The organism is Cytobacillus oceanisediminis (genome assembly GCF_003182355.1).
Taxonomy (GTDB): Bacteria; Bacillota; Bacilli; order Bacillales; family Cytobacillaceae; genus Cytobacillus; species Cytobacillus oceanisediminis_A.
On the sequence record NZ_QGTW01000012.1, the window covers coordinates 113842 to 131861 of the forward strand.

21 protein-coding genes are annotated in these 18020 nt (G+C 38.5%); 7 read left to right on the forward strand and 14 right to left on the reverse strand.

The genetic code is table 11. The features are described from left to right. Positions 1–100: 100 nt before the first annotated feature. Positions 101–337 carry a hypothetical protein gene (locus tag DFO73_RS20335; RefSeq protein ID WP_110066526.1) on the reverse strand — a complete coding sequence of 79 codons (237 nt, stop codon included), beginning with the start codon at positions 335–337 and terminating at the stop codon, positions 101–103. A gap of 174 nt (positions 338–511) precedes the next feature. Here DFO73_RS20335 and DFO73_RS20340 point away from each other — a divergent pair, with 174 nt between their 5' ends. Genes DFO73_RS20340 through DFO73_RS29450 form a run of 3 tightly spaced genes read left to right on the forward strand, consistent with a single transcriptional unit; the run spans position 512 to position 2698 of the window. After that, entirely contained in the window at positions 512–1144 is a 633-nt protein-coding gene (locus DFO73_RS20340) for a TVP38/TMEM64 family protein (protein WP_110066527.1), read from the forward strand. A 27-nt stretch (positions 1145–1171) separates the two neighbouring features. Further along, complete coding sequence (locus DFO73_RS20345; protein ID WP_258309645.1) at positions 1172–2323, forward strand: alkaline phosphatase family protein; 1152 nt, start codon at positions 1172–1174, stop codon at positions 2321–2323. Positions 2324–2335: 12 nt separating this feature from the next. Beyond that, positions 2336–2698 (forward strand): nucleotide pyrophosphatase, encoded by a 363-nt coding sequence (locus DFO73_RS29450; RefSeq protein ID WP_258309646.1) that lies wholly within the window; start codon positions 2336–2338, stop codon positions 2696–2698. 111 nt (positions 2699–2809) lie between these two features. Here the strand turns inward: DFO73_RS29450 and DFO73_RS20350 are convergent, their stop codons facing one another. Continuing rightward, entirely contained in the window at positions 2810–3139 is a 330-nt protein-coding gene (locus tag DFO73_RS20350; RefSeq protein ID WP_110066528.1) for a hypothetical protein, read from the reverse strand. Positions 3140–3181: 42 nt separating this feature from the next. Further along, positions 3182–3385, reverse strand: a complete 204-nt coding sequence (locus tag DFO73_RS20355; RefSeq protein WP_110066529.1) for a hypothetical protein — start codon at positions 3383–3385, stop codon at positions 3182–3184. A gap of 323 nt (positions 3386–3708) precedes the next feature. On the opposite strand from DFO73_RS20355, the gene DFO73_RS20360 reads away from it, so the two are divergent. From DFO73_RS20360 to DFO73_RS20370, 3 genes are all read left to right on the forward strand, one after another. Then, the gene (locus DFO73_RS20360) at positions 3709–3912 is read left to right on the forward strand and encodes a DUF1657 domain-containing protein (RefSeq protein ID WP_110066530.1); all 204 of its coding nucleotides are present in this window, start codon (positions 3709–3711) and stop codon (positions 3910–3912) included. 71 nt (positions 3913–3983) lie between these two features. After that, a complete protein-coding gene (locus DFO73_RS20365; protein WP_110066531.1) occupies positions 3984–4190 on the forward strand; it encodes a DUF1657 domain-containing protein in 207 nt (68 codons plus the stop codon). 18 nt (positions 4191–4208) lie between these two features. After that, entirely contained in the window at positions 4209–5066 is an 858-nt protein-coding gene (locus tag DFO73_RS20370; protein ID WP_110066532.1) for a DUF421 domain-containing protein, read from the forward strand. Positions 5067–5607: 541 nt separating this feature from the next. Here DFO73_RS20370 and DFO73_RS20375 read toward each other — a convergent pair. From DFO73_RS20375 to DFO73_RS20385, 3 genes are all read right to left on the reverse strand, one after another. Then, on the reverse strand, positions 5608–6969 hold the full coding sequence (locus DFO73_RS20375) for an amino acid permease (protein ID WP_110066533.1): 1362 nt from the start codon (positions 6967–6969) through the stop codon (positions 5608–5610). A 153-nt stretch (positions 6970–7122) separates the two neighbouring features. Then, positions 7123–7464 carry a hypothetical protein gene (locus DFO73_RS20380; protein ID WP_110066534.1) on the reverse strand — a complete coding sequence of 114 codons (342 nt, stop codon included), beginning with the start codon at positions 7462–7464 and terminating at the stop codon, positions 7123–7125. Positions 7465–7546: 82 nt separating this feature from the next. Beyond that, a complete protein-coding gene (locus DFO73_RS20385) occupies positions 7547–7999 on the reverse strand; it encodes a YndM family protein (RefSeq protein ID WP_110066535.1) in 453 nt (150 codons plus the stop codon). 227 nt (positions 8000–8226) lie between these two features. On the opposite strand from DFO73_RS20385, the gene DFO73_RS20390 reads away from it, so the two are divergent. Then, positions 8227–8601, forward strand: coding sequence for a hypothetical protein (locus DFO73_RS20390; RefSeq protein WP_110066536.1), 375 nt, complete (start codon positions 8227–8229; stop codon positions 8599–8601). A gap of 47 nt (positions 8602–8648) precedes the next feature. On the opposite strand, the gene htpG is transcribed toward DFO73_RS20390, so the two are convergent. The 8 genes from htpG to pepF all read right to left on the reverse strand — a co-directional run bounded on the left by htpG (position 8649) and on the right by pepF (position 17952). Next, positions 8649–10526 (reverse strand): molecular chaperone HtpG, encoded by a 1878-nt coding sequence (htpG, locus tag DFO73_RS20395; RefSeq protein WP_110066537.1) that lies wholly within the window; start codon positions 10524–10526, stop codon positions 8649–8651. A gap of 162 nt (positions 10527–10688) precedes the next feature. After that, positions 10689–11258, reverse strand: coding sequence for a polysaccharide deacetylase family protein (locus DFO73_RS20400; protein ID WP_110066602.1), 570 nt, complete (start codon positions 11256–11258; stop codon positions 10689–10691). 83 nt (positions 11259–11341) lie between these two features. After that, on the reverse strand, positions 11342–12115 hold the full coding sequence (phnC, locus tag DFO73_RS20405; RefSeq protein ID WP_110066538.1) for a phosphonate ABC transporter ATP-binding protein: 774 nt from the start codon (positions 12113–12115) through the stop codon (positions 11342–11344). 15 nt (positions 12116–12130) lie between these two features. Continuing rightward, the gene (gene phnE, locus DFO73_RS20410; protein ID WP_110066539.1) at positions 12131–12886 is read right to left on the reverse strand and encodes a phosphonate ABC transporter, permease protein PhnE; all 756 of its coding nucleotides are present in this window, start codon (positions 12884–12886) and stop codon (positions 12131–12133) included. An 11-nt stretch (positions 12887–12897) separates the two neighbouring features. Next, on the reverse strand, positions 12898–13797 hold the full coding sequence (phnD, locus tag DFO73_RS20415; RefSeq protein WP_110066540.1) for a phosphate/phosphite/phosphonate ABC transporter substrate-binding protein: 900 nt from the start codon (positions 13795–13797) through the stop codon (positions 12898–12900). Between the two features lie 87 nt (positions 13798–13884). After that, on the reverse strand, positions 13885–14934 hold the full coding sequence (selD, locus tag DFO73_RS20420) for a selenide, water dikinase SelD (protein ID WP_110066541.1): 1050 nt from the start codon (positions 14932–14934) through the stop codon (positions 13885–13887). 26 nt (positions 14935–14960) lie between these two features. Beyond that, on the reverse strand, positions 14961–15992 hold the full coding sequence (locus tag DFO73_RS20425; RefSeq protein ID WP_110066542.1) for a glycosyltransferase: 1032 nt from the start codon (positions 15990–15992) through the stop codon (positions 14961–14963). 172 nt (positions 15993–16164) lie between these two features. Beyond that, positions 16165–17952 (reverse strand): oligoendopeptidase F, encoded by a 1788-nt coding sequence (gene pepF, locus DFO73_RS20430; protein WP_110066543.1) that lies wholly within the window; start codon positions 17950–17952, stop codon positions 16165–16167. Positions 17953–18020 lie beyond the last annotated feature (68 nt).

The following is an 18020-nucleotide window of genomic DNA, read 5'->3' on the forward strand; positions in this document are numbered from 1 at the left end:
TATTTTTCTAGAGGTAACTTACCCAAAATCATAAACCTTGCCTCAGCACTTTTCAGAGGAAAGGTTTATGGTTTAAATTCCGGGTTTGATCATTTTCTGATTAAAACTTTTCATTTATCTCCCATGATTCAACTGTTTTATAAGCTATTTGCGGATCATAGCCTTTTCCAATCAAATAAGCCATAGCCGCAATTTCTATCATGGCATGGGAAACTGAAGTGAATTTTGCTTCTGATAAACCGTAGTTCACGAATGGTTTTATAATTGTTAACGTCTCACTTTTTAAATTTCTGTATGGCGTATAATATCCATAATTCATGTTTGGATCATAGTGCATTAACTTTACCTTCCTCTCCTTTTTTACTCCATGTTATTTTATGATGGGTTTCAGAATATGTTTTTGTCCTTTTTAATACATTTCCTTATGAAAAAATAAGCATACTGATAGTAAGGTTTTGGAAAGGTAAATTGAGTAAAAATTAAGGGCTTTTATGTAAGGAGCCATAATAAAATGCGAAAATGGTGGATTGTAATAGCCTATATCAATATTTTGATTATCGGGTTAATCAAAAAAGACTATATATTAAATTGGCTGCAAAACAGTGATTCCTCCTGGCTTCCAGGTATGTTTTTCTTTTCTGTTCTTATTGCATCAATTCCATTCTTGCCTTTTACTCTATTTGCCGGGTTAATGGGAGTGAAATTTGGTGCGATTATTGGTTTGCTGATTAATTGGTTTGGCATTCTCTCTGCTTCTCTTATTTACTTTTTTTTATCACGTTATTACTTTAGGGATTATTTCACTGCCTTTTTGATAAGGTATAGAGGAATTAAAAAATTTCAATCCCTATTTGAAGAAAATGCATTTATTGCTATTCTATTCGGACGAATGATCGCTATTATTCCTCCTCAGGTGATTAACATTTATTGTGGAGCATCTGAAATTCGATTTAGGTACTTTTTTATGGCAACTGCCATTGGAATGCTGCCACCTATGTTTTTGCTTGCTTACAGCGGAGAGCAAATTTTTTCGTCAGGTCATAATCTACTGCTGGGAGTTATCTCATACCTTTTCTTTCTAGTCTGTTTAATCCTTTTTTATAAACTATGGTTCAATAACAAGTTACAGCAATCTAATGAATAATCTACTCGAAAACGAAGGTGAAAATATATGTTAATTCTTTTGATTTTTATAATCCTTATTTCAATAATAATGATCGGCTTCATAATTAGCAGAAATAAAGCAAAAGAAAAGAGAAAAATACCAAAGGCTTTTTTAACAGACAGTCATTCCCCGCCTAAAATAATACTTCTGGTTTTAGATTCATTAATGGATGAGCCGTTAAAAAAGGCTATTCAGGAAAATAAGGCCCCTGCCCTAGCCTTCTTTTTAAAAAACGGCCAGTATAGTAAGAATTTAGTGAGTTCCTTTCCAACGATGTCAGTAACGATCGACAGTTCTTTAATAACTGGTACATACCCGGATCAGCATAAAATCCCGGGACTCGTTTGGTTTGATAATGATAAGAAGCAGATCATTACTTATGGAAATGGCTTTTTTGAAATCCTGAAGCTCGGGTTTTCTAATTTTGCTGAAAATATTATGCACCAATATAATATTGTTGACCTAAATCCAAAAGTAAAGACCATTCATGAAGATTTAGCCCAGCACAAAAGAAAAACTGCATCCATTAATGCGTTAATTTATCGGGGAAATGATCATCATACCCTTAAAGTTCCGAAGCTTATAGCAAAGGTAAGTGACTTACCTGGAGAATATGAAACCGCTGGGCCCAATATGCTGTCTTTAGGTGCATTTATTCGCCAGGATCCTAATAATAAACATATTGTAAAACGTTTAGGTCTTAATGATGCCTTTGCGGTTCAAGAATTAAAATATCTATTGGAAAAAAATATTCTCCCTGAATTTACAATCATGTATCTAAGTGAAAATGATCATACTGTACATAAAAAAGGTCCAACTACGACAAAAGGGATTGAAAAACTTGATAAACACCTTCAGGAAGTTTTAAATATGTTTCCACAGTGGGAAGATGCTCTTAATAATTACATTTGGGTTATAACGGGGGACAGCTATCAGTCAGCCGTTAAAAAGGATAAAAAAGAAGCTTTAATTAATTTAAAGGAAATCCTCTCCGATTATAGAGTTTTAAAGCTGGGCAAGGCCGTTTCAAAGGACGATGACATTGTCATTACTGCGAATGAACGGATGGCTTATATTTATAAAATTAATGAAAGTCTTTCTTTAGAAAATATTGCCCAAACATTGCAAACAGATAATCGAATTGGCTGGATTGCCTGAAGGGAAAATGAAATGATCCATGTGATAGCTGGCGACCATGAAGGATCTCTTATTTATACTTCTGGAGGACCGTATAAAGATGTTTATAATCAAACATGGTCTTTAAAAGGAAACCTCTCCATTCTTGATTTAACAATAAAGAATAAACAAATTATTTATGAAGATTATCCTGATGGACTGGCAAGGCTATATGGAGCTATTCATTCTCAGCAGGGTGAATTCCTAATCGTTGACGCTAAGCCTGGGTATGAGTTCATTGGAGAGAGTTCGCCTCAGCATTCCGGCGGTGCAGCCCATGGCTCTATGCATAAAGCTGATTCACTGGCACCTATCATTGTTACCGGCACCAAAAAAGTATTGACGGCCTGCGGATAGTAGATCTTAAAAAATGGGTTTTGGATATTTTGGGAAATTGAATCAAAATCCATAATATCTTTAAATGATTTTTTTATTATAAAAGCCCACACTCCTGTGGGCTTTTATAATCTATTTGTTGTTTAAAGGATTGTTCTTTAAAGGGTTGTTGTTGTTTAACGGATTTTTATTTGGGGTTAATTCCTCCGCAAACTCTGTTAAACCAGCCATATTAGGTTTCTGAAAGTTTCCCATTCGAGTATTGTTCATTAAATTTTGAAGCGGGCGAGCCATATTTCTGTTGCGGTTTCTTGTTAATCCATATGCAGCTGCACTTAAGCCCAGGCTTAATAAAGATCCCCATAACATTCCTCTATTGTTTCTTCTTTTCCTTCTTCCAAACATATTTAAAAAAGGCTGCATTCTCCTCATATTAAATAGCCCATTTATCCAGTTATTCAAGATTTAGCACTCCCTTTAAAAGTAATAAGAAAGTAAGGTTTCTCACCTTCCGTTTATTAATTTGTACTTTAAGGGAAACGAATATGCTGGCAATATTTTTGTCTGATTTGTAATTAATATTTGCGGATATCCACGAAAAACTCCTTCTCTTTCTTGATCTGATGCAGGATATTGCAAACGGGTAAATGGAAAATAGATTGGATCCAGATATCCCCATACTGTTAATAAAATAGTACGTACCATCATTTTTAGGTTTTTCTCCTTTCATTACGCTACTATAAATAGGGTGTTTAATTTATGACAATTTTAAAAATGGAAATGAACGGATTTAATATTTTGGAATGGAATATGAATTGAATACAAATAGTATAGAAAGGATGCAGTTAATGACTAATTTGAAAATGCCTTTTGCAACAACATTAGGTAGACTAAACGTTCAGCTTCTCTTAATGGAAGGTTTTTTAGTAAAGCTTTCTTTAAATTACCATTAAGAAAAATACATAAACAAAAAATGAAAAGTAATACTACATGTGTAGTTTAAATTACAAAAGAAAGAAGGAATGAATGAAATGACAGTTGGAACTCAGGTCATGCAAACGATAGCAGGTTTAAAAAGTGCTCAGGCGAGCCTTGAAACTTTTGCATTGGGAACAGAAAATCAAAATGCAAAGCAGCTTTATCAAAATGCTGCACAGCAAACACAATCGATCATAGATAGCATTGAACCTCGCCTTAAGGAAATTCAGCAAGAAGAGCCACAATACAACCAATAAATTTTTTTCGGCTGGCTCCCTGCCAGCCCATAATTTATTTAGAAAATAATTCTGATTGGGCGGATGTTAGAATGACTGTTGCTTCAAATGTAAATCAATGTCTGGCAACTATACGTGCGATTGAGGCACAACTATCAAGTCTGGCTTTAACTTCACTTGATGAGGAAGCTAAAAGGTTATTTCATGAAACCATGCTTGAAATCGGAGATATAAAGAAAGATCTTCAATCTAGGAAAACAGAGCTGGAATTTGAAGAGCCGCAATATAAACCGAACTAATAGTTTAGGGGTGAATATATGCCTGATTGGGTAGAAGTGGGTTTTCGTTCGATTTTATTTGTCGTAGTCTTGTTTGCCGTTACAAAATTAATAGGGAAAAAACAAATATCAGAGCTTTCCTTTTTTGAATATGTTGCTGGTATAACAATCGGAAGTATTGCCGGTGAGATCATAATGGGTCTTAATAATCATTGGGGCAGCGGTATTCTTTCCATCATGATCTTTGGCCTTGTTACCTTTTTTGCAGATATACTTTCCCTTAAAAGTAAAAACTTTCGAAACTTTTTCGAGGGAAGGGGTACAGTTTTAATAAAAGATGGAAAAATTCAAGAGGATAATCTTAAAAAGGAAAGATATTCGATAGATGATTTAAATGCATTACTAAGGCAAAGAAATGTCTTTAAAGCAGCTGATGTAGAATTCGCCGTGCTGGAGCCCAGAGGAGACCTCAGCGTTATGCTGAAAAAAGAAAACCAGCCGCTGACACCAAAAGATATTAATCTAAAGGTTGCACAGGAGAAAGAACCTCAAACCGTTATTATGGATGGAAATATCTTAAATGACCCATTGGCTGAATCCGGAAAAACAAGAAAATGGCTGAATATGGAGCTAGAAAAGCTGGGGGTAACACTTGATAATGTGTTTGTAGGTCAGATTGATTCATACGGAGAATTAACAATAGACATTTATGATGATAAAATAAAGGTCCCATCTCCTCAGCAAAGACCCCTTTTAATGGCTATGATGAAACAATGTGCAGCTGACTTGGAAGTATTTTCTTTGCAAACAGATTCTAAAAAAGCCCAAAAAATGTACAATAAAAACTCTGAAAAATTAAACCAATTAATACTAAAACTAAGTCCTTATTTAAAATGATGAATTGGTATAAAAATGCAACAATTTATTTAGAATATTTATTTGTTACTGGGACTACTCTATATATGGTCCCAGAAATTTTATATAAAATGTTGCAAACCACTGTTCTTCCTCCCTTCTTCATTATTTGATTTCTTGCCTCTTTCTTTACACCCATTTTTCATGTCAATAATAAATTTTCATATTAAAATAAATAATTATCTGGAAATATAGAGAATTTAAAAAGTAAATTTAGAAAGCTTCCATTTTTGTGAATTTCCAAAGTTATCAAAAATTCTGGCCTTTCTATTTACCCCAGCATAGCAATCCTCCACACGTGCCTGCCATTTTGTTGGGACTAGTTTTGTGTTTGATTATAGTGTTTTCATTATTGTTCTTAAACTTTTAGCCATCCTTATAGTCTCTTCTTACGGAGATTTCAGAATGTACGTTTAATCCTCTTTTGACAGCTGCAGATTGAGTTAAATAAATAATTTAAATGCTTAAAGGAAGGCAAAAACAAAACACCAGATGACACTCTGGTGTTTTGTTTTTGCCTCTTTTAACCCGTCTGGCCTCCATTCTTCCAAACCTTCTTCTGCATAATTACTGCCACGATGCCAATTATAGCTACAAAAAGTAAACTAACGAAGAAACCAAACCTGATCGATTTTTCAAGCAATGTCCCGCTCACGGCAGCCAGGATCAGTACCAATCCAAGGAAGGCCATCAGTTTCCCGAAAACCTTAATCTCCAGAATACGAAGGGCAGAGATAATAATAAAAGACCAGTTAAATAAGATTAATATTCCTGCTGCGGTTGTGATATACTCATAAATTTTTCCGGGCAGCAGCAAAGCTGTGACAATCGAAGCTATTAACCCAGCTGTTGCCAACCCTAGAGATGGCAGCGGCAGGTCCTTCAACTTTTTGATTTTCTTTGAGAAAACTGCAGGGGCATCCCCATCATCAGCAAGTGTAACAAGCAAAGCCGTAACACCAAACAGGGACGCTGTCATAGTAGAAAAACCGGCAATAATGATCGCCGCATTAAATACATGCGGAAAAAAATCCAAATGGTATTTATCCATCGCAGTGACAAATGGGCTCTCCTTTTCGTTAAACGCTCCATGTGAGGCCATATATACAGCTAAACCAAGTGAAATAACATAAATGATCACAAGCACGATTAGCATAATAATGCCTGCTTTTGGGGCATCCTCTTTCTGCTTTAGCCTGGTTGCCATAAGTCCGATTACTTCAATGCCTCCATAAGCATAAAAGGCATAAATTAAGGAAGACCAAAAGCCTTTCCACCCTTCAGGAAACAACTCACCTGCTGAACCGGGAAAACCAGGATGTTTGGCATTCCCATCTATTACCCCAGCCAGGGCTGCTAATGCCAAAATAATAAACATTATAATAGCAGCCGTTTTAATAACTGCAAATAGGTCCTCTACCTTGTCAAAGCCTTTGTTGCCTGTTAGTACAACAATAATGGAAAGGATTGCGTATCCAGCAGCAAATATCCAAAGAGGGACATTCGGAAACCAGAACCTTGTTAAAATGGAGAGTGCTGTTAATTGACTTCCCATGATAAGAATATTTGAACTCCAATAATTCCATCCGCAGCTAAAGCCTGCCCACTTTCCATATGCTTTATTGGCATAATAGCAAAACGATCCCTCCTGAGGGTCTTCAGCTGTCATCTTAGCTAACAGGTTATAGACAATATAAGTTCCAATTGCAGCCAGGACAAATGAAAAGACAATAGATGGTCCGGTGATTTTGATGCCGATAGCAGACCCCAGAAAAAACCCGGTACCGATTGTACATCCGACACCTATTAAAGATAATTGCCACCATTTTAAATCACCGGATTCACTTCCTTTTGAAGAATTGCCACTGGGAAGAAAAAAATCCATGATGTACCTCCTTTTTTCGAAAAGTTTCCATCTTGATCCAGATTTCTGTCCGTCTAAGTAAGAGTATGACGACTCTTCCATCCAAATAAATAAGCCGATTCCTTATGGTGATCGGCTCGGTTTCGAATCTGCAAAGGACTTGTTCCAAAGCGTCTATTTGTTTTTCTCTGCGCTGTCGTTTTTTAACCCAGTCACCGACCGGAACAGCTGGGTATTCATGCTGCCTTGGACAATATCCTCAAGGAAGAACTCCTCTATAAGCTTTTTATATTCTTCATCTTCAAACATCTTTTTGTTTTGGAGCTCCATTTCTGCAAGGCCCTCATAGGTACATAAAAAAGCATAAGTATGGTCAGCTCCTGATATAGGAGACAAAAGTTCTATCTTATGTTCATAGTTTTCATTTCTATAGCTTTGAATCATTCTCAGGTTCTTTAATGCTTCCACAAATTTATCCTGTTTTACTTCAAAGGTTTGATATACGAAAACAGACATACTAATCCCCTTCCCAAAAGCTCTCAGAATGTATTTCTAGACTCCCTGACATTTAGGGAGTCTAGTTCCTAACTCTTTGCCCTTACTCCTCATCATCGCTTCTTACGTCCGGCCTGACAGGTGTCAAATCTTCAGAAACTTCCGTGTTATAGCGCAGGTTCCCCTGGTTCATTATGCCTGTTTCTGTACTTGCCTCGGTCATGTTTCTAACTAGATAACCATGGAAAAAGTACTCAAATAAAGCAACGCCAGCAGCTGCAATTAAAGACATAATAAAGAGGTTATCTCCATATGTTAAAATCGAGCTTAAAAACCAAATAAGCACAAACGCTAATCCTAAATCAGCCACTGTGGCAACAGTGTTGCTGCTCCTCGGCAAAATTAGCATATCGCCTAATACATAGGAGACGATTCCTAATATGGCGGTTATGATGAATACATTTCCAAAACTCATACCATAAATGAGACCAAGAATGACATAAAGAAGAATAAGACTGGCTATGAATTTAATGGCTAAAGCCTTAACATGCTGCATTTTACTCCTCCTTTAATGGTTATGTGTATAGTTGCATGTGAAATATTCTTTAAATCTCTGTACAACCTTTAATATAACCTTAAGAGAAAAAAATTCTCTTGGAATTTTTTGTATTTAAAGGAAGGCGTATAAATGAAATGGCTTTATTTTGCATGGGTTATTGAGGGGGAAGGTGACAAAATATCGAAGGGGCAAAGTCCCACAAGACACTTTTCAGGAGGCTGAATATGCATACTACACAACATGGGTTACAGCAAGCAGTACAAGCCAAACAACTAGCACAGCAGCTAATTCAGCAAACCCAGCAAGGCAGCCAGCAGTACCGAATGATGCTTCAGCAGGAACAGCAAAATGTTCAGATGCTTGAACAGCTTCTTCAGCGGGAAAAACAGGCCGCACAGTTATTGGAGCAAAGCCTGCAGAATCATGATTTGGCCATTCAGCGCTGTCAGGAAGTGGTCAATATTTGCAATCAAATGCAAGGACAGCTTTCTGGACAAGGAATGGCTGGAGGAAGTTTAACAGCTATGCAGCAGCCTAATCAGAATCAATTCCAAACTCAATCTCAGTTTAATTATCAAGGCGCTTTCCGGCAGCAATAAATGAGGTCAAAAAAACAGCCCGATCTTTCGGGCTGTTTTCCAAATTGTTAAACCATAACTTTGCAAATATCATTCGTAAATTCTACAGGATCTCCGATTGGGAGGCCTTCTATTAACAGGGCTTGATTATAAAGAAGGTTTGTATAAAGGCTTAATTTTTCTTTATCTTTCTCCATTGCTTGCTTTAATGACTGGAAGACTTCGTGGTTTGGATTAATTTCCAATACCTTATTTGCTTTTACATTCTGGTTTTCAGGCATAGAGCTGAGGACTTTTTCCATTTCAATGGTTACTTCCCCATCAGCAGACAAGCAGACTGGATGGCTTTTAAGCCTTTTTGAAATCCTGACATCCGAAACCTTTCCTGCTAAAATCTCCTTCATGCTGTCAAAAAGCTTTTTATATTCTTTTTCTTCGGCTTCGGTTGTTTTTCCATTATCTTCCTCAATGCCAAGGTCACCACTTGAAACAGACTTAAATTCCTTTTCTTTATAGGACATTAGCATCTTTATGGCAAACTCATCAATGTCCTCTGTGAAATAAAGGATTTCATAGCCTTTATCTGCGACCAGCTCTGTTTGTGGAAGTTTTTCAATTCTTTCATAGGACTCCCCAGAAGCATAATAAATATATTTCTGGTCTTCCTTCATTCGTGATGCATATTCTTCAAGTGTAACCATTTTCTTCTCTTTTGAAGAGTAGAACATCAGTAAATCCTGCAATGTCTCTTTATGGGTGCCGAAATCACTGTACACCCCATACTTTAACTGTCTGCCAAATGACTTATAAAATTGTTCATACTTTTCCCGTTCGTTTTTCATCAGGCTTTGCAGTTCGTTTTTAATCTTTTTGCTGATATTTTTGGCGATAAGTTTCAGCTGGCGGTCATGCTGAAGCATTTCCCTAGAAATGTTAAGAGATAGATCCTCGGAATCCACCATGCCTTTCATGAAGCTGAAATAATCAGGCAGCAAATCTGCACACTTGTTCATGATTAACACGCCATTTGAATAAAGCTCTAGCCCTTTTTCATATTCCTTCGAATAATAATCGAATGGAATGTTTTCAGGGATAAAAAGAATTGCATTATAGCGGATGGTGCCGTCAACACTGATATGGATATGCTTTAGCGGCTTATCAAAGCCATAATGCTTCTCCTGATAAAACTTCTCGTAATCTTCGTCAGTAAGCTCATTTTTATTTTTTCTCCAAATCGGAACCATACTATTAATAATTTGTTCTTCTGTAACTTCTTCAAACTCGTCCTCCATGCCTTCTTTTGGTTTTCTGTTCTTACTATCCATTTTAATAGGATAGCGGATGAAATCAGAGTATTTTTTGATAATGGATTTTAAGCGGTATTCCTCTAAATACTCATCAAAGTTCTCTTCTTCTGTATTTTCTTTGATCTTAAGAGTAATATCGGTACCAACTGTATCTTTCTCATAGGCCATGATTGTGTAGCCGTCTGCTCCCTCGGATTCCCATTTATAGGCTTCTTCGCTGCCAAGTGCTTTACTGATCACCGTTACAACATCGGCTACCATGAAAGCTGCATAGAAACCTACACCGAATTGGCCGATAATATCATGTCCATCTCTGATTTCATTTTCTTTTTTAAACGCCAATGAACCGCTCTTTGCGATAATGCCAAGATTATTTTCCAGTTCTTCTTTTGTCATGCCGATTCCGGTATCTCTGATTGTTAAGGTTCTGTTTTCTTTATTAGGAATTATCTTTATGTAATAGCTATCTTTATCAAAGGTTAAACGATCATCTGTCAGCGCTTTGTAATAAATTTTATCGATTGCATCACTGCTGTTGGAAATCAGCTCTCTTAAAAATACCTCTCTTTGAGAGTAAATGGAGTTGATCATCATTTCTAATAATCTCTTGGATTCTGCTTGAAACTGTTTCTTTACCATATCAACCTCTCCTTTAAGAAATAAAATAGTTAATTTTGCAATTTAGCACTCTGCTTTCTGGAGTGCTAACCCAATAATTTTAATATCATATTATTTTTCTGCTGTCAATAATGGAGTAAAATGCATTAAAAATGAAGAAACCTATAGCAATATGCTACAGGTTCAAGTTAGAAGGGTAAATTCATAGTCTTTTCTTCGTACTTCAGCAATTAAATCCGGAAGAGCTTCAACAGTCTGAGGCAATTCATGCAGAAGAATGATTGCGCCGTCTTCGAGATTATCTGTCACGTTTGTGATGATCTGTTCAGGCCTGTCCTTTAGCTCCCAATCCATTGACGAGATTCTCCACATAACAGGAGTTAAACCGAGCTTTTTTGCTGCAGAAATCGTATCGTTGTTGTATTGCCCGAATGGCGGGCGGAAGTACTTCACTTCCTGGCCGGTAATGGATTCAATCTTTGATTTGCTGTACTGCAAATCCTGATGCTGTCCATTTAACTGTAAATTTACCAGGTTGTTATGTTTGGCAGAATGTGTGCCAATCATATGCCCTTCATCCATTACCCTCTTCCAGGGCCGTTTAGGATATAAAAGCCTGGCTTGCCAGAAGAAGGCTGCCGGCACTTTTTCTTCTTTCAGGATATCAAGAATTTCCGGCAGAACTCTTCCAGGACCATCGTCAAAGGTTAATACTACTGTTTTCCTTGAAGTTGCCAGTTTATTATATACCATAACATTGGAATCATTCGAATCGTACACGACGTTCGAGCTATCGACCACTCATGGACAGTTTGCCATCAATTTTCCTCCTCTGCCTAGGTAGTAAGTGTATAGGGCCTTTCGCTATACCCAGAAGCATCATACGTATGGACAAACATATCATCAGTAAATTGTTCACGTTTGCCATCAAAGATGACTTCGCCTTCTTTCAATGCAATAATGCGGGTGGCATAACGTTTAGCCAATTGAACATCATGGACATTTATGATTGTCTGCAATTTATGCCGATGGTGCATTTCTTTTAATAAACTAAAGATCCGGTCTGAAGTACCTGGATCCAGGCTGGCAACAGGCTCGTCTCCCAGCAGAACACGGGGCTGCTGCAGCAATGCCCGGGCAATGCCGACTCTTTGCTTCTGCCCGCCGCTTAAATGCTCGACTCTCCGATCCATGAAGTCTGTTAGGCCGACCTCTTGAATCACTTGTTTAGCCAGGGATTTCTCTTCAGATGTAAACCAGCCAATCATGTTTTTAAAGCTGCTTCTGTAACCGAACATGCCTGTCAGCACATTTTGGAAAACAGTCAATCTGGGAACCAGGTTAAAATGCTGAAAAATCATTCCCATTTCCCTGCGGACCTTTTGGAGCTGTTCTTCATGAAGAGTGGATAAAGGAAGGCCATCCCAGACAATCTCACCAGAAGCTGGTTTCTGCAATCCGTTAAGACAGCGAATCAATGTTGACTTCCCCGCACCGCTTTTACCCAAAACACAAATGAAATCTCCTTCATGGAAAGTGAGGTTTATAGAATTTAATGCATTATCCTTCATACCAGGATAACGGACTGTTACATTTCGAATCTCAAGCATCTGCCTGGCCTCCATTTAGATTACTCTGTTCCTTACATAGCTTCCAAAAAAGTCAACAAGAATAACGATAATCATAATAACAAGAACATCAAGTGAAACAGCTGTATATTGAAAAGTTTTAAAGTCATTAAAGAGTCTTTGGCCGATTCCCCCTCCGCCAATAAAACCAAGTACAAGCGAAGTCCTGATCGCAACCTCAAATCGGTAGAAATAGTTGGATAAAACATTAGGCCAGATTTGCGGCAGTATACTGAAAAGGGAAGCAAACCAGTTCTTTGCTCCTACTGCTTTCATGGCCTCCTGCGGCCCCGGATCGGATGCTTCTATGAGTTCCGAGATTAATTTTCCCAATACACCAATATTGTGAAACATGATAGCCAATACAGCCGGGAAAGGGCCCAGCCCAAGTGCTGTTAATAAAATCAAGCCAAATACGATTTCAGGAATGGATCGTACAAAGCTAAGACCAACACGGGTTAAATGATAAACAAACGGAGCACCGGCTGTATTTTTGGCAGCCATAAAGCTTAGAGGCAAACCGATGAGAAGACCGAAAAAACTTCCCAAAAAGGCCATGGCCAGTGTTTCCAAACTGTCTTCCAAAATCTTCGGAAGAAGAGAGAAATCCATCGGGAACCAATGGGACAGGAAATCAATCATGTTACGGAAGTCTCTGAATTTGGATAAATCAAACTCTGTCAGCTTCATACTTAAATAAACGAATAAAGCCAATAGAGTATATGTGATAATGCTGCGTCTTTTAAACCACAATCTAATCAGCCCTATTCTTTAATGATTCCCTCTTTAAGGGCTGCCTGGCGGATGCTTTCGTAATCTTCGTTGCTGGCTTCTGTAAAACCGCTTGCCCCGAATGCATCAAGGATTTCTGGATCTTCAATAGCTAGAAAAGCCTCTTTAAGAGCGGTAATTGTTTTCTCGTCCGTATGCTTATGAACAGCCCAAGGATATTGGAACAGCTTCTCTGATTCCCAAATGGTTTTTATTTGGTCGCCATCTATTTTTCCTGAATCGGCTAATTGGTTGTAAATTGCGCTGTCAATGGCACCTGCATCGACTTGTTTATTTTGGACAGCCAATGCCGTCGCATCATGGGAACCTGTAAATCTTACAGAGTTAAAGCTATGTGTATCTTCAGATTCGTAAACTTTCCGGTCCTTCAGCTCAATCGAAGGAATTAAAGATCCGGAGGTAGAGTTAATGTCACCAAAAGCAAAGTCGATTTCACTGCTCTTTTCGAGCAATTCATCAAGCGAATTCCAAGGATTGTCCTTGTGGGTTATGATATAAGAGTAATAGAATGGTTCTCCATCAATCAGCTGTGTAATGATGGCTTTTGCACCGCTTTTTTCATGGGCAACCACATAAGTTAATGGTCCAAAGTAAGCCATGTCAATCTTATCGTAGTTCATGGCTTCAACAACACCGTTATAGTCCGGATACACTTCAACCGCTACCTCGCGATCAAGTTTTTCAGACAGTGTTGACTGTAATTTCTCCATTGCACCTTCCATGGATCCCTCAGTTTGAACAGGTATGACGCCAATGGTAAAAGCTTCTGCTGTTTCTTCTTTATTTTCATTTGTACCCTCTGATTGATTTCCACCGCAGGCGGTCAAAAGCATCAATAGTAAAATAGTCATTAACAATAGGATTTTTTTCATGTTTTCCACTTCCCTGTTTAAGATGTAAAAATCAGTGTGCATATAGAAAAAATTACGATAAAAAGGACCCTTTGCGAGTCCTTTTTATCAGATAACAGTAATGCAGCCAGGCTGTTCGTCTGTCACTTTTCCAATAATGGCAGCTGACTGCACTCCTTTTTCATGAAGCTCTTTGAGGAGTGAATCAGCTTCTGCCTCCGGAACAGTTATTAGCAGGCCACCGGATGTGATGGCATCACATAGAATCCATTGGTCTACTTCATCGATATTCTCATAGTGAATCCGTCCAGACAGCCACTTATGATTCTTTTTTGAACCGCCAGGAATGATATTCTGTTCGGCAAGCTCCCGTGTCTTAGGAAGAATAGGAACTGTTTTGCTGTCGATTGTAATGCCTGTGCAGCTGCCTTCTGCTATCTCCATGGCATGGCCTAGTAATCCAAAACCTGTAACATCCGTGCAGGCATTAACATGGTAATGATCCATGGCATCTGCAGCATCTTTATTTAGGGCAGCCATTACCTTCATGACACCGTCAATGCCTTCCTGGTCAAGCATGTCCCTCTTAATAGCTTGTGTCAGGATTCCAACACCGATGGGCTTGGTTAAAATCAGGCTGTCCCCCGGTTTGGCCGCGGCATTCGTTCTTACCCGCTCAGGATGGACCGTTCCTGTAACAGATAGGCCGAACTTAGGCTCCTGGTCATCAATTGAATGGCCTCCAACTAAAACAGCGCCTGATTCCCTTACTTTATCTGATGCGCCGGCCAATATGTCCGCCAAAATGCTCTTATCCAATGTACTAATCGGGAAGCCTACAATATTCATAACTGTTATTGGCTTACCGCCCATTGCGTATATATCGCTCAAGGAATTGGCGGCAGCAATTTGTCCAAACATATATGGGTCATCAACGATAGGAGTAAAGAAATCAAGTGTCTGCACAAGTGCAGTATCATCGTTAATTTTATAAACGCCTGCGTCATCCGAAGTATCCAGCCCTACAAGCAGGTTGGGATCAGGTACAGACTTTGGCAAATGGCGCAGAACCTGCGCCAGGTCTTCAGGACCAATTTTGCATCCTCAGCCGCCTTTTGTAGATAAAGAAGTTAGTTTAATGATTTCTTCTTTAGACATGTTTCTCTCTCCTTGCTGAATTATTTTTATTTTTCACATGAAGAAGAAGGGATCGTGCCGGACTTCTCTAAAATACTCTTATAGATTTTCTGCAATGCCTTTGCTTCGTATTCAGAAGAATGATTGCACTCTACATAGAATTTAGCAGCACGCCCAATTTTTATCCTCATTTCGTTATTATTGACTAGTTTCTCCGCATAATCAAGAAATTCAACCGGATTAGTATAGATTAAACCGGTATTTTCATGTGTAATGATATTTCTGTTCCCTAAATTATTGGATGCCAGCACAGGCAGGCTGTATCCCATGGCTTCCAAAATGACCGCAGGCTGCCCTTCAGAATGAGATGTATTCAATACTGCGTCTGCCAGTTTGTACACCTCTCCCATGGAATCATGAGGAACCTGTCCAAGATATTGAACCCATTCTTTATGCTTTACTGCCAGTTCCTTTACCATCCGCCCCTCATCTTCTTCAATGATAGGGCCCACCAGCCATAGACGGATATTTTTATGGTTTTTATAAATGCGTTTAAGCTGATCGATGGCGAAAGGGATATTTTTTACCTTGCGGATCCCTGCCGGAAGAACAAATAAAAAGGTGCCTGGCTCCTTTTTGAACGCATGCGCAGTTTCAGGGAATGCTACAGTGCCCTGGGGAATCACGGTGGTCTTTGCCTGAATACCGGAAATCTCATTGCCCAATATCTGCTTTGCTTCTTCGGCAAACACGTGAATGGCTTTTGCCTTTGTTAATGTCCGAATGACATCTGCTCTTTTCATTTCATCAAAAAGATCCACATTTAAATCAGTGCCGGTCATTGAAACCACGTAGGTTTCCGGCTTTATATCAAGCTTTTCAATAAATTTTCCAAACCGGTAAGCATGAAAGCCATGAACGATATCAGCGTGGGGCAAGCTTAAAGGCTTGCTGTCGTCTTTCATATTAATAATTTCAGTTTCAATGCCGAGTTTTTTAAGGCTGTCTGATATCCTCTGGACGGTTACTGTATTGCCTCTTGCCTGGTGAAAGTTCGGGCTAGCTAGAAGTACTTTCATGATTTCATCCTCTGTCATTAAAATTCTATAAAAAGTCTTTTCATTTAAAAGTCTGCATCAATTATTACAAGAATATTTCCTTCTGTCCATTATTTGTTTGTCTGCATCTGAAATGTTTGATTGTAAAAAAGGCCTGCTTCCTATCAACCTGGAAGCAGGCTTGCTTAAATACTTATAGCTCTCCGAATTCCTCTACTAGCTCACGGAATTTTTTTAGTGAGTTTTCAATCGGATACGGGGTAGTCAAATCAACACCAGTTTTTTTCAATAGTTCCAGCGGATAATCGGAACTGCCGCTTTTCAGAAACTCAAGATAGCTATTAAGCGTTTCTTTGTCTCCCTCAAGAATTTTTGTCGCCAAATGAATGGCTGAAGCAAAGCCTGTTGCATATTTGTAAACATAAAAGGGGCGGTAAAAATGGGGGATTCTCGACCAGCCGTATTTGACTTCTTCATCCAAAATGATTTCATTGCCATTATATTCACGGAATAAGCGCTCATATATTTGGTTAAAGACGTCGGCATTAAGCGGCTGCCCTTTTTCTGCCATTTCATGTGCCCTCATTTCAAATTCGGCAAACATGACTTGAGTAAAAAAGGTTCCCTTAAATTGATCAATAAAATGGTTAAGAAGATGTTTGCGGACTTCTTCATCTTTTTCATTGTTTAATAAATAGTTAATTAGCAATACTTCATTAACGGTTGATGCCACTTCAGCGACAAAGATGCTGTAGCGGGCAGTTATTTGCGGCTGATGCTGTGAGCTCAGTTTACTGTGTACGCCATGGCCGCATTCATGCGCAAGCGTAAATAAGCTGTCAAGGTCATCGCGGTGGTTCAGCAAAATATACGGGTGAACTCCATAAATGCCCAAGTTATAAGCACCAGATCGCTTGCCTGGCGTTTCCCGTACATCAATGTAGCGTCCAGTTTTAAACTCCTTTAAGGTGCTGATATAATCTTCTCCTAAAGGAGATAAAGCTTTGCACATAGTCTCATAGGCTTCTTCATAAGTAATAACGGGCTTAACGCCCTTTACTAAAGGAACATTCATGTCATATTGGCGCAATTCTTCAAGGCAAAGCTTTTCCTTGCGGATTCTGGTATATTGATGCATGGGCCCGATATGGTTTTTTGTCGTTTCAATCAGGTTTTCATAAACCTCTTTTGGCACCTTGTCTCCAAATAACCCCTTTTCAAGAGCGGATGGATAGTTTCGGATTTTAGCCATTGTTACATTATTTTTGATTGCTGCTGATAGGGTAGACGCAATGGAGTTTTTTAGCTGTACGTATGGCTGGTAGTAGGCTTTATATGCCTCTTTCCGCTTTGAACGGTCTTCGTCTTCCATGATTTTTGCGTACATCCCACGGGTTAGTTCTACCCTATCCCCATTTTCTCCGGTTACTTCACCAAACTTAATATCCGCATTATTAATCATCCCAAACGTGTGGCTTGGTGCGGAAAGTGCCTCACCCAGCTGGGATAAAACCTCTTCTTTGTCTTTATTGAGGACATGAGGCTTGTAGCGGTAGGATTCAAGCAGGTCTTCCTCGAAGTATTTCAAGCCTTTTTCTTCTGCAATATACCTCTTTAATGTATCCTCCGCCAAGCTTAAAAGATAGGGCATGAAAAAAGACGTGGATGAACTGATTTTTACACTTAACTGTTTTGCTCTGTCCACATAAGATTGTGATTCAGTCACCCTTGTATCTTCGTCTGTTTTGAGCATGGCATAGGCATAAAGCTTATTAAATAAGTAAGAAAGCTTTTCTTTTTGTTCAAGATATTGATATAGCAAAGATCCATCTGTGATATGGCCATCATATTCCTTCAGCTTTTCAGCTATTTTTTCAATGTGCTGGTAGTCTTCCTCCCATTTTTCCATACTGGGATAAATATCATTCAGATTCCATTTTTCATTTTCAGGCACTTCATTTCTGTTTTTGTATGTAATCATCTTTTAAACTCCTTTATAACATAGCTTTAATTCTATTATTAACTATATTCAAAAGTTATCTGCAAAAC

Coding starts and splice junctions, on each gene's coding strand:
- DFO73_RS20335 (WP_110066526.1), bottom strand. CDS start 337: ATGCACTATGATCCAAACATGAATTATGGATATTATACGCCATACAGA.
- DFO73_RS20340 (WP_110066527.1), top strand. CDS start 512: ATGCGAAAATGGTGGATTGTAATAGCCTATATCAATATTTTGATTATC.
- DFO73_RS20345 (WP_258309645.1), top strand. CDS start 1,172: ATGTTAATTCTTTTGATTTTTATAATCCTTATTTCAATAATAATGATC.
- DFO73_RS29450 (WP_258309646.1), top strand. CDS start 2,336: ATGATCCATGTGATAGCTGGCGACCATGAAGGATCTCTTATTTATACT.
- DFO73_RS20355 (WP_110066529.1), bottom strand. CDS start 3,385: ATGATGGTACGTACTATTTTATTAACAGTATGGGGATATCTGGATCCA.
- DFO73_RS20360 (WP_110066530.1), top strand. CDS start 3,709: ATGACAGTTGGAACTCAGGTCATGCAAACGATAGCAGGTTTAAAAAGT.
- DFO73_RS20365 (WP_110066531.1), top strand. CDS start 3,984: ATGACTGTTGCTTCAAATGTAAATCAATGTCTGGCAACTATACGTGCG.
- DFO73_RS20370 (WP_110066532.1), top strand. CDS start 4,209: ATGCCTGATTGGGTAGAAGTGGGTTTTCGTTCGATTTTATTTGTCGTA.
- DFO73_RS20375 (WP_110066533.1), bottom strand. CDS start 6,969: ATGGATTTTTTTCTTCCCAGTGGCAATTCTTCAAAAGGAAGTGAATCC.
- DFO73_RS20380 (WP_110066534.1), bottom strand. CDS start 7,464: ATGTCTGTTTTCGTATATCAAACCTTTGAAGTAAAACAGGATAAATTT.
- DFO73_RS20385 (WP_110066535.1), bottom strand. CDS start 7,999: ATGCAGCATGTTAAGGCTTTAGCCATTAAATTCATAGCCAGTCTTATT.
- DFO73_RS20390 (WP_110066536.1), top strand. CDS start 8,227: ATGCATACTACACAACATGGGTTACAGCAAGCAGTACAAGCCAAACAA.
- htpG (WP_110066537.1), bottom strand. CDS start 10,526: ATGGTAAAGAAACAGTTTCAAGCAGAATCCAAGAGATTATTAGAAATG.
- DFO73_RS20400 (WP_110066602.1), bottom strand. CDS start 11,258: ATGGTATATAATAAACTGGCAACTTCAAGGAAAACAGTAGTATTAACC.
- phnC (WP_110066538.1), bottom strand. CDS start 12,115: ATGCTTGAGATTCGAAATGTAACAGTCCGTTATCCTGGTATGAAGGAT.
- phnD (WP_110066540.1), bottom strand. CDS start 13,797: ATGAAAAAAATCCTATTGTTAATGACTATTTTACTATTGATGCTTTTG.
- DFO73_RS20425 (WP_110066542.1), bottom strand. CDS start 15,992: ATGAAAGTACTTCTAGCTAGCCCGAACTTTCACCAGGCAAGAGGCAAT.
- pepF (WP_110066543.1), bottom strand. CDS start 17,952: ATGATTACATACAAAAACAGAAATGAAGTGCCTGAAAATGAAAAATGG.